This window comes from Leucothrix pacifica (genome assembly GCF_003172875.1).
GTDB classification, from domain to species: domain Bacteria; phylum Pseudomonadota; class Gammaproteobacteria; order Thiotrichales; family Thiotrichaceae; genus Leucothrix; species Leucothrix pacifica.
The window spans coordinates 1-10726 of record NZ_QGKM01000071.1; the positions used below are offsets into that span (position 1 = coordinate 1).

The 10726-nt window shown below is 47.9% G+C and carries 7 protein-coding genes and 1 pseudogene; 4 read left to right on the plus strand and 4 right to left on the minus strand.

Annotated features, from left to right (window positions below; all coding sequences use genetic code 11):
• Window positions 1-75 precede the first annotated feature (75 nt).
• Window positions 76-1044, plus strand: a complete 969-nt coding sequence (locus DKW60_RS18525; protein ID WP_181389786.1) for a PaaX family transcriptional regulator — start codon at window positions 76-78, stop codon at window positions 1042-1044.
• Window positions 1045-1076: 32 nt separating this feature from the next.
• Here DKW60_RS18525 and DKW60_RS18530 read toward each other — a convergent pair whose 3' ends face one another.
• A complete protein-coding gene (locus DKW60_RS18530; RefSeq protein WP_109839156.1) occupies window positions 1077-2270 on the minus strand; it encodes a serine hydrolase domain-containing protein in 1194 nt (397 codons plus the stop codon).
• A 117-nt stretch (window positions 2271-2387) separates the two neighbouring features.
• On the opposite strand from DKW60_RS18530, the gene DKW60_RS18535 reads away from it, so the two are divergent.
• Window positions 2388-3455: a COX15/CtaA family protein gene (locus tag DKW60_RS18535; protein WP_109839157.1), complete on the plus strand. Its 1068-nt coding sequence runs from the start codon at window positions 2388-2390 to the stop codon at window positions 3453-3455.
• A gap of 90 nt (window positions 3456-3545) precedes the next feature.
• Here the strand turns inward: DKW60_RS18535 and DKW60_RS24375 are convergent.
• Window positions 3546-4232 (minus strand): annotated as a pseudogene (locus DKW60_RS24375) (NAD(P)/FAD-dependent oxidoreductase); the annotation flags it as partial.
• A gap of 3 nt (window positions 4233-4235) precedes the next feature.
• The gene (locus DKW60_RS18545; protein ID WP_219988832.1) at window positions 4236-7535 is read right to left on the minus strand and encodes a reductive dehalogenase; all 3300 of its coding nucleotides are present in this window, start codon (window positions 7533-7535) and stop codon (window positions 4236-4238) included.
• Between the two features lie 189 nt (window positions 7536-7724).
• On the opposite strand from DKW60_RS18545, the gene DKW60_RS18550 reads away from it, so the two are divergent.
• Together DKW60_RS18550 and DKW60_RS23535 are read left to right on the plus strand one after the other, a co-directional pair.
• Complete coding sequence (locus DKW60_RS18550; protein ID WP_109839159.1) at window positions 7725-9671, plus strand: acyltransferase family protein; 1947 nt, start codon at window positions 7725-7727, stop codon at window positions 9669-9671.
• A 42-nt stretch (window positions 9672-9713) separates the two neighbouring features.
• On the plus strand, window positions 9714-9983 hold the full coding sequence (locus DKW60_RS23535; RefSeq protein ID WP_146203523.1) for a YkgJ family cysteine cluster protein: 270 nt from the start codon (window positions 9714-9716) through the stop codon (window positions 9981-9983).
• Between the two features lie 30 nt (window positions 9984-10013).
• Here DKW60_RS23535 and DKW60_RS18555 read toward each other — a convergent pair whose 3' ends face one another.
• Window positions 10014-10700, minus strand: coding sequence for a hypothetical protein (locus tag DKW60_RS18555; RefSeq protein ID WP_109839160.1), 687 nt, complete (start codon window positions 10698-10700; stop codon window positions 10014-10016).
• Between the last annotated feature and the right edge of the window lie 26 nt (window positions 10701-10726).

Here is a 10726-nt window from a genome sequence, read left to right on the forward strand (position 1 = left end):
TTTCAAGCGATTGCCCTGCAGGATAATACCGCAGATGTGCCCTACTTCTGTTAAAATGCTATGATCGGATCAGTCATGTCAGCATCATTCAACTGCGAGGAAAATCATTTGCCATCAAAGTCATCTTTTACCTCTCTAGCCACCTCTCTCGTAGAAAACTTCGCAAAAAACCGTCCCATCCACGCAAACTCCCTGATTCTGACTATTTATGGTGACACCGTTCGCGCTTATGGCGACAGTATCTGGCTAGGCAGTCTAATCAAACTGGTCGAGCCACTGGGGATTAACCAACGACTGGTGCGTACATCGGTATTTCGGCTCTCAGAAAAAAGTGTCTTGCAATCCAAGCAACAGGGACGACGCAGTTATTACTCACTGACTCACCGTGCGGTACGTCAGTTTGCCAGCGCCTCAAAGCGTATTTACGCCGCTAAACCTCTGGAGTGGGACGGTCAGTGGCGACTGGTGATGACATCCTTGGGAGACATTAGCCCTGAACAACGCGAAACAGTTCGCAAGGAACTGCACTGGCTGGGTTTTAATCGCATCACGACCGGGGTTTACGGACATCCATCTATTGATCTTGATGAGGTCAAGAAGTTGGTTCGTGACATGGGACTGGATAATAAAGTGGTGATTCTGAAAGCCAGTGCCATGGATGCTAAACACCTGCCGGTTTCAAACCGGTTACTTAGCCAATGCATTGATCTTGAACCTAGCAATGAAAAATACGCAGAGCTGATAAAAGACTTTCAAGGCATTCTCAAAGCCGCAAAACAAGAAACTGATTTGGACCCTGCATTGTGCTTTTTAGTCAAGACGCTGCTGATTAATCGCTTCCGTATCATCCTGCTCAAAGAGGCTGAATTACCGGATGAATTACTGGCTAAAAATGCCATCTCACGCCGAGCCAGAGCCTTGGTTAGCGAGCTTTATCAAATCATTCAAGCTCCTGCTGACCAGTACTTTATCGACATCAGCGAGACTGAAGGCGGTGCATTTACTCAGGCCTCGGATGACTATTACAGTCGCTTTAGTGACTAAGCCCGTCTGGTTAAACTGCGCAGACCTAAGCGCTAAAGACCTTTATCAAGATCCTGCTGTACCTGTCGGTAAAACGCTAATCGCACCTTCTCCTGATCACCACCTTGTTTGTCGGTGGCTTGTGGCCAATTGCTATTTGAGGCAATCACTAAATTTCGCTTAGGATCTATAAAAATGCCCTGCCCGAAAATGCCTCGCGCCATATATGCGCCATCCTCTAAACTCCACCATTGATAACCATAACCGAACACAAAATCATTAGTCGCGGCATGTTTACTTGTAGCCTCGGTGATCCAATTCTCTGGTAATACAGCTTTACCTCCTGCCATACCACCACCCAATAAAAACAGTCCGAACCGGGCAAAGTCACGTGTTGATGCCTGTACACAGCAGCCGCTGATTTCATGACCTCCTGTACCCAATATCCAGCTGGCATCCTGCTGCATACCGAACGGTTTCCAGATTTTCTCAGAGAGATAGTCAGACAGTTTTTTACCCGTTGCAGAGCTCACCAAAACACCAATTAAATTCGTCTCGCCTGTTTTATACACCCACTTAGTTCCGGCAGGCGCTTCGCGCACTAACTGGCGCATATAGCTAACAGTCACATCCACACCCTGCTCTGCTTTATGTGCATTAAACTTCGCCACATCAGAGTTGGGGTCAGCATAATCCTCATTCCACCGTACACCGGAGGTCATGGTCATTAACTGCTTTATCGTCACCGTGTCATAGACAGAACCTTTGAGGTCAGGAATATAGGTCGAGACATTGTCATCAATACTGCGGATATAACCATCTTTAATCGCCGCCCCCACTAGCGTGGAAGTAATAGACTTGGCAACAGAGAAACTCGTCCATCGACCATTCTTATCAAAATTCAGGCCATATTTTTCAAGGCGAATCTTGCCATCCTGCACGATAATCAGAGAGGCTGAGCGCTGATGTGCCATAAATGCATCGACATCTAAACTAAGGTCAAGCAGTTTACCCTCAGGTAATTCATAAACCTTGCCGCCAGAGGCAATTACGCGGGATTTGGCTAGCACGGGCATGCGGTCTAATGCACGAAAAGCGGCATCACGTTGTTCGGTAGACCAGAAAAGCACATCGGTATTGGTCGGAAAATTCATTAGCAAACGACGCATATCCTTATCCGCAGTCCCCCAAAATACTCCACCCGAGACCACTACTAGTCCCAGAGTCGATAAAATCACTTTACGCATGTCTCATCCTTGTTTGATTGCACTTCAGTCGGCCAATGTCCTTCCATAACATAGCATTATTTCTGCCCACGGTTTAAATTGCTATACTCCGATTTTTTCACAGTGACCTTGCCCACTATGACCACCCGCATAGACGATACCCTCAGTCATCTCAAGCAACCAATCGCCATTTCCAACTGGCTCTACTTCGTTGCGTTTTTGGTTTTCATCATGGTTATTGTCGGTGGTATTACGCGGCTGACCGAGTCCGGATTGTCAATTACAGAATGGAAACTTATCACTGGCACCCTACCGCCTTTAAATGAAGCGGCATGGCTGTCAGAGTTTGAAAAGTATAAACAAATCCCGGAGTTCCAGGAGATCAACGGCCCCGCCGGAATGGGGCTGGCTGAGTTTAAACACATCTATTTCTGGGAATGGGCACATCGTCTGTTAGGACGACTCATTGGCCTTGCTTTTGCCTTGCCATTTTTCTGGTTCGCCCTGAAACGAGCCATACCAAAAGGTTACGGCCTAAGGCTAACCGCTCTGCTCATATTAGGTGGTATGCAAGGTGTGATTGGCTGGTGGATGGTGACTTCAGGGTTGACTGAACGCACTGATGTTAGTCACTTTAGACTAGCCGCTCACTTGTTAATGGCGCTGGCTATACTGGGTGCATTAGTCTGGACAGCACTGGATCTGCGGCGACTGGCAACTCACCAAAGTAAACCGTCAACGCTCACCTTATTTGGTGTGGTCGTCATACTGGTACTGTTTATACAACTATTGTTTGGCGCTTATACCGCAGGCCTAAATGCCGGCCATGTCGCCAAAACATGGCCTCTCATGTATGGCCATTTCTTCCCTAACGGTCTGGACTGGGCGACAGACTTCTGGACCAAGCTTAATAATGATGCGCGTCTGATTCACTTTATCCATCGCTGGTGGGCGTGGGTTGCGGTGGTCTTTTTGATTGTACTCGCCAGACGCATCCGTCAGCAGTCACGCAAGGCATCCATTGCTATTCATAGCGCCTTTGGTGTGCAGATATTATTAGGTATTGCGACGGTGATGTCTGGGGTCAATATTTATTATGCAGTGATGCATCAGGCGGTGGGTGCACTGGTGGTGATTGCGACAGCGTGGGGGGTACATATATTGGGCCGTGAGAGAGCAGATCACGCAACCAAGAAACCTCAATGAAATGAAGTGCCGGTTCTGAATTAGAAGCCGGCACTCTATTATTCGGGATGTTATCCCGACAATTGTCATTGCATCGCCACTATCGGCAACATCACCTGCGGCAAATACATTGTCATAGCTGGAAAGACGTAAATACCCATCGACATCTGCACGGCCATTACGTTGCATGTTCACGTTAGGCAATGTGTTCAATACCTCTGACATCGCTCGCGAACCAATCGCAGGAATAATCAGGTCAGCATCAATAGTGCTGCCATCGGATAGCGTCACTGAGCCAGCATAAGGATCTGTCAGGCTTGCAAGGTTTTCGACTCGCACACCAAAGCGCACATCTACATTGCTTTTCTCAAGTTTTGACTGAATTGATGCGCCAAATTTCGCAGGCATTTGCGGGAAAAGCGTCTCTTCGCTTGAGATCAACGTGATCTTTTTATCAGGCATGGCGTGGATAATCTCACCCGCCATTTCCGTACCAACCGTTCCCGCACCTACGATCGTGATGGTCTTTGTGGCCTTTACTTTGGCATTAAGGCCAGTAACCACCGCACGGAAGTCGTCAATATTATCGCCTACAGGTTTGAATGCACCACCATTACTTGAGCCAGTCGCAACGACGATATAGTCGGCTTCAAGCTGAGTGCCATCCATTAAAGTGACGCTGTCACCGTTAATTTCGGTGACTTTTGCGCGGATGACTTTGCCTTTTGAAAGTAAGTTGTCATAGGGAATTAGCCACAAGCAAGGGCTGTTTAAGAAAGTACTCAGCACCATTTCCATCAATTACAGATCTATTTCCACCACACCAGCTTCCACCGCCCCACGCGACTGGCACAAAATAATCGACGTCTCACGCTGCTTCTCTGACAATACAAAATCCCGATGCTCAACCTCACCCGAGATCAATCCACAGCGACAAACCCCACACAACCCATCGGCGCATTTTACATCCACTGTAACGCCTGCATCTGCCAGTGCCTCCGTCGGTGACTGATCCGCTCTAACCAATACATCTTTACCGGATTTAGCCAGTCGCAAAGTAAACTCATGATTCTCATATTCCGGCACATCTGGCACATCTGGCACGGAGAAATACTCCAAATGCCTCGCCTCATCCGGAAAACCATTTGTTGTAGCGGCATCAATAACGCACTGCATGTAAACATCAGGCCCGCAGGTATAGACATGCCAACCGTCCTGATAGCCCGCCAATACTTCATCAAGCTGCGCCCGCGTGCCATCCTCTGAGCAATGCAAATGGACATGATCACGCCAGGGCATCGCTGCCAGATCATTCAGAAAACCTGCTGACTCACGTGACTTAAAAGAATAATGCATCTCAAAATCCGCACCAATCGCATATAGACGATGCGCCATTGCCAGCATCGGTGTAATACCGATCCCGCCTCCCATCAGATAGGTTTTAGTCGCAGTCTCGTCCAAAGGAAAATGATTGATGGGCTTGGCGATAAATACCTTTCTGCCCTCACTAAAAATTCGATGCAGCAGTTTAGAACCACCCTTGCCCTCCTCCTCTCGCAATACCGCTATCTGATACGTCGAACGATCTGCCGGATCACCCGATAAGGAATACTGACGTAAAAACTCCGGCGCAACCACCAGATCCAAATGCGCGCCTGCTTGCCATTGTGGCAGATCAGAACCATCTAAAGATTTAAATTCATATTTACGCACATCAGCCGTCATCGCCTCCACCAGACTCACTTCAACGCGCATCACCGGCGAACCAGAATCAGCCTGATACTGGTGAACCATTGTGGTATCTCCCTTGGCCAAACGCTGCTGATATTCCTTAGCAGACACCATCGCCTGATACGCCTGAATACCTTTCTCACGCTCCATCGGAAACGGGTATGGATAAGGGTGCGGAGCCAGATTGGCTGGGTAAACTGCCAAGGTTTGCTCCTCAAACTTCAGCTTCAAATCAGTCTGCAGACTGCGTTCATTCTTAGGTTTATCCGTCTCCCGATAACTGCCATCTGCCTGTACTTCCAAATCCCACCACCATTTTTTAGTGAGATTTAATCCACCATTACCCACCGCATCATCCAGCTTTTCCAGCAGTGGTGCGCTCTGAGGAAAGCTCATAGCTAAACTGCGAAATGGTGCTTCAGAAAAGATACCTTCGAGATTCCACGGACAGGTTTTCATGCAACGCCCACACATCGCACCGCCTTCTGTGGTGATGCGATAAGTCGCGCATTTCTGACTATCAGATTTCCAGATTTCATAGCCGTTAAACATGGTTTTCGGCCCGGCAGTAATTGCACCGGAAGGACATTCCCGCGCGCATTTATTGCAGGATTCACAAAAGGTCTGCAAACCAAAATCAATCGGCTTATCAAATGTCATCGGCATGTTGGTGGTCACCGCACCAGACTTCAAGCGTGGTCCCAGATAAGGATTGAGAATGACTTCTCCAATGCGCGATACCTCGCCCAAGCCAGACAATAACAACAGAGGTGGCTGTAATACCTCGCCATCCATCACCGTGTGTGCCCTTGCGGAATAGCCTAAATTGCGAATGTGTTTCGCCACCACGCCACCAAGCAATGAAAAGCGCAGATATGCCCGCATCGACTGCGCCACCGATATCCAATCATCACCCGACGCCCCCTCCATGGTTTCATAACCCTGATCAATAATGATGGAAATGGCATTAGGGTGGTACGCTTCAATCGGCTCACCCAAAGCATCGTGCGAGTAATAAGCCCAGTCCGGACACTCCGATAACCCAACCGCATCTACCCCCAGAAAATAGCAGGCTGCCTTAATATTCTCCGCATTACGCTGTGGATCGCTACAACACCCGGTAATGGTATCCGCTGCCTCACCATTTTGAATCAATACCAATGCACCCAGCGCCCGACGCTGTGCTGATGACGGCGCAGCCTTTCGCACATACAAACCACCCGTTGCACCATCCTGCACTTTTTTACCCATATCACCAAACTGCGCACGAGCAAACATATCCGCCCGTTTTGGCACACGCGCTACTCGGGCAGCATCAATAAAGGTGGTAGTTTTCTCAACGCGCCTGAGCTTTTCAAACGGATAAGCACCATCCACAAAGCGGCGCTTTTTATACATCAACTGATTCGAGGCACTCTTAGCAAAGCCTTTACCTAACTTCCAGGCCAGACCCTGTATCACTGACTTTGGCTGATCAGATAATGCTGCCAGCGGTTTATCACAAGCCAATTCCAGTGCCGTTGTCACCACCGCCACGCCAAAGCCATTTTCAAGATAAGGGTGCCTTAACTCTCCCTGCTCAACCGTTGCCAGACCTGCGGCAACCGCCAGTTTATTGATATGTACATCCGACGTGGTTGCAGAGTGAGCGCGAGCCGGATAACCCAATACCCGCAAATAATTAGCAATCACCACTGCCGTTTCTGAGGCGCGTAAACAGGCTCTCTCGGCTTGTGCATTTTCAATCCATTCATAACCCGGCTCATCAATCTCAGGATCACGCGGGTATTCATACAAAAACACAATGGCGTGAGTATGGTTATCTATTGAAGTTGGCGGCGCTTCCATCGACTCCTTCAGCTCAGCCATAATCATATCGATACCCGCAGCCAGCGTTTTGGTTTGCTTACTGCGAAGCTCTTCAGCCAGCGCATCGATTCCCGCATTACGAATGGGTGTCATCAGCATCGCCTGATCCGGCAACTCACAACACCCGACCATCGAGGCATCGGAGAAATAACCAAAGCCTTTCAAGTGATTCGTGCGTTCCTGTAAACCCTCAGGAATCTCCGACAACGACTTATTCACCAAACCATCGCGCAAGGCATCGAGCATGGATTGGTATTCGTCCATAGCATTGACGATATTCTGCGGTGACTCCGGACGCTGGAAACGCGTGTTAGAAAACTCAGGAACCGTTGATAAATCCGGTAATTGATCGACCCGTTTTAAGCGCTCCAGCGGATATGGCCCAAGGTGCGTCGGTCGATTTTTATCTGAGAATAGCCGCATAGTGATGTCCAGTGATATTGCCGATGATAACCGAATGATTCGGTCAACCACTATATACAGAACAACGACTGCTGGCATGCATCAAATTGTAAATCCTTACCCATTCATTAAGCCAAATAACACCTCTGATTTGCTACCATCAGGACAAATGCGTCCGGATAAAGCTACGTGCACAACACAAGCTCACCGCAACTCAAAACAAATACCGGACCACAGCACTCAACCAGAAAACAATTAAAAATTAACTAAAATAACGGATACAGTTCTGTGCAATTTCGAAACGATATCAATGGCCTGCGCGCTATCGCCGTCATCGCCGTCATGCTCTTTCACTTCGACGCCTCATGGTTACCCGGTGGCTTTGCCGGTGTCGATGTATTCTTTGTCATCTCAGGCTTCCTGATGACCAGCATCATCTTCAGAGGGCTGGAGTCAGACGATTTCTCGGTCATGAAGTTTTACGTCAGTCGCGCTAACCGAATTATTCCGGCACTGGCGGTTCTGTGTATCGCCTTGTTGGTATTCGGATGGTTTTACATCACCCCGCTGGACTACAAAGCACTCGGTAAACACGTCGGCGGCAGCATCAGCTTTATCTCCAACTTCATGTATTGGCGCGAGTCCGGCTACTTTGATGTCGCCTCCCATGAGAAATGGCTATTGCACACTTGGTCACTGTCTACGGAATGGCAGTTTTATATGCTGTACCCGATTGCCTTGGTCATTATGCGCAAAATGATGTCCATTAATGCAATGAAAATCACCCTTTTGGTGGCAACCATTGCAGGCTTTGCCCTGTCCATCATACTTACGCAAAAGCTACCCAATTCCTCTTATTATTTACTACCCAGCCGCTTCTGGGAAATGCTATTGGGTGGTATCGCTTACCTCTATCCACTGACACTCAACGAGCCACAAAAGAAAACCATGGAACGGTTTGGATTAGGCCTGATCGTACTGACTTACGTGTTTATTTCACAAGCCAACGCATGGCCGGGTTACTTAGCCATTATTCCGGTGATGGGCACGTTTTTAGTCATTCTGGCACAACGCAACGACAGCCTGATCACTGGCAATATCATCTTCCAAAAGCTCGGAAAATGGTCCTACTCAATCTACTTATGGCACTGGCCTCTGGTGGTAGCAATTAGTTATTACACGCTTGGCACCGCGTTTATCTATGCAGGTTTAGCCCTGTCCGTACTGCTGGGCTACCTCAGTTATCGCTATATCGAACGCATAAAATTGAAAGTCTACTTTGACAATCTGCTGGCATACCTTAAGTGTAAACCGCTCTATATTGCCCTGCTTACCTGCTTGCTTGGCGGCCTGACCTATGCCGGCAACGGCTTTGAATCTCACTACCCGCAAGCCGTCATTCATGCAGACAAAGAGTCGCTGAACCGCAACCCGCATGGATGCATTAATAATGGTGAAGTCGTTACACCCTGCATCATCGGTAATCCAAATCATATCAAAGCGATTATCGTTGGAGACAGCCACGCTGATGCTCTGACTGGCTCTGTCAGTAGCGCCATCGACTTACAGCAACACGGTATCGTGGCCTTAACCATTAGCTCTTGCCCGCTGGTAGTGAATGCAAAACTCACCAAATTCAATCCATTCTGTTATCAGGCGAATCAACAGCGCATGGACTACCTGATGCAAAATCATCATGGCGTCCCTGTGTTTTGGGTTGCTCGCACCCCGATTTATGCGCATGGCCTGTCCGATCCTAAGAAGATAAAAGACAGCTCAGACACCAAGCCATTAATCTACTTTAAGCGACAATATGATGTAGCCACCGACGCGTTTTTTGCAGAATTCAAACGCGAGCTGACCAACACTATTACCCAATTAAAGCGTAATCATCCGGTATATTTAGTCCAACCGACGCCTGAAATGAACCGCAATATTCCTAAAACATTAGCCCGAAATTATTTGCTAAATGCCCGTCATGACCTGTCGATTGACTATCAGGACTATCTGAACAGAAGTGGTAAAGTCAGGCAGTTGATTCAGGATGTGTCCGAGATGACTGCAAGTCAGGTACTCGATCCGATTCCATATTTGTGTGACGCGCAACGCTGCAAGGCACAGCACAATGATCGCCCTATTTTCTACGATGCTGATCATTTAAGTGAGTACGGGAATAAACTGCTAACGCCCCTGTTTGCGCAAGTTCTTGCTATGATGGAGACATCAACCGACTGATTCGGCAACGTTTCAATATCATGACTCTGTAAAGGCCGCTAAATGAACTGTAGAAAACATTGCGGCGCTTGTTGCATCGCTCCCTCCATATCCTCCCCGCTGCCAAATATGCCTGAGGGGAAAGCGGCGGGTGAGCTGTGTGCTAACCTTGACCCGCACACACTCAGCTGCAAGATCTGGGGCACGGCTCAATATCCCGATGTGTGTAAAAACTTTAAACCCAGCGCTGAAAGCTGTGGTGATAGCAGAGAAGAAGCGATGGAGACATTAATGTTTTTTGAGGTGGAGACTATGCCTGCGCCTCTTAAGTAAGAAACCAGATAACTGCTTATTGTTAATAATTCATGTTGGATATTTCTTATAGGTCATCTGAACTTTCTTTATGACGCCAGCTTCATAGGGATGCTTGCTTGTTTCCATTAACTCTCTAGCCGTACAGCCGCCGTATACATTAGCTTTGAGCGCTTGATCCGCACCGGCCTCCAACAGAAAATCCACTATCTCAGCTAAGTTTAACGGAACCACCTGCCTGTAACCCTCAACACCATTTGAGCCTGTATAATGCAGCAAGGTAGCACGATGCGGATAAGACGACCTTTGATGAACAATATTCGGATCACGCGAGACAGCGTCCTTAATGGTATCGATATCACCTGCAAGCATGCTATCCACTAAAGACTCAAACGTAGGATCTACATTATTCTTCTCTAGCGCCACTTCTTGCCAGTTTTTATAACCGTGTTCTTTGGCTATACAAAACCTGGCATCGTCCAGAGTGAACTTTAATGCGAAAAGTGCTTCCAGATCATACTCCTGAAGTTTCTGGCCCACGATGAATTTTATGCCACTATCCCGGCGTGCATGACCGGCCAATAAACGTTCCGCTAACTGTTCGAGATATTGCTGTATAGATTGACCGGAATCATAGTGACCAAGCAAACCATCAAATAGCTCAATCACTCCTTTTACTTCAGGGTCTACATGAATTTTAAAGATCGCTTCATCCGATGTTTTGAACTTGCGCATCATTAAATTCTATATGAACGCATCCCAGT

What these genes read in the sequence shown, in the direction of transcription:
- DKW60_RS18535 (WP_109839157.1), top strand. Translation starts at nt 2,388, where the DNA reads ATGACCACCCGCATAGACGATACCCTCAGTCATCTCAAGCAACCAATC.
- DKW60_RS18525 (WP_181389786.1), top strand. Translation starts at nt 76, where the DNA reads ATGTCAGCATCATTCAACTGCGAGGAAAATCATTTGCCATCAAAGTCA.
- DKW60_RS23535 (WP_146203523.1), top strand. Translation starts at nt 9,714, where the DNA reads ATGAACTGTAGAAAACATTGCGGCGCTTGTTGCATCGCTCCCTCCATA.
- DKW60_RS18555 (WP_109839160.1), bottom strand. Translation starts at nt 10,700, where the DNA reads ATGATGCGCAAGTTCAAAACATCGGATGAAGCGATCTTTAAAATTCAT.
- DKW60_RS18530 (WP_109839156.1), bottom strand. Translation starts at nt 2,270, where the DNA reads ATGCGTAAAGTGATTTTATCGACTCTGGGACTAGTAGTGGTCTCGGGT.
- DKW60_RS18545 (WP_219988832.1), bottom strand. Translation starts at nt 7,535, where the DNA reads ATGCCAGCAGTCGTTGTTCTGTATATAGTGGTTGACCGAATCATTCGG.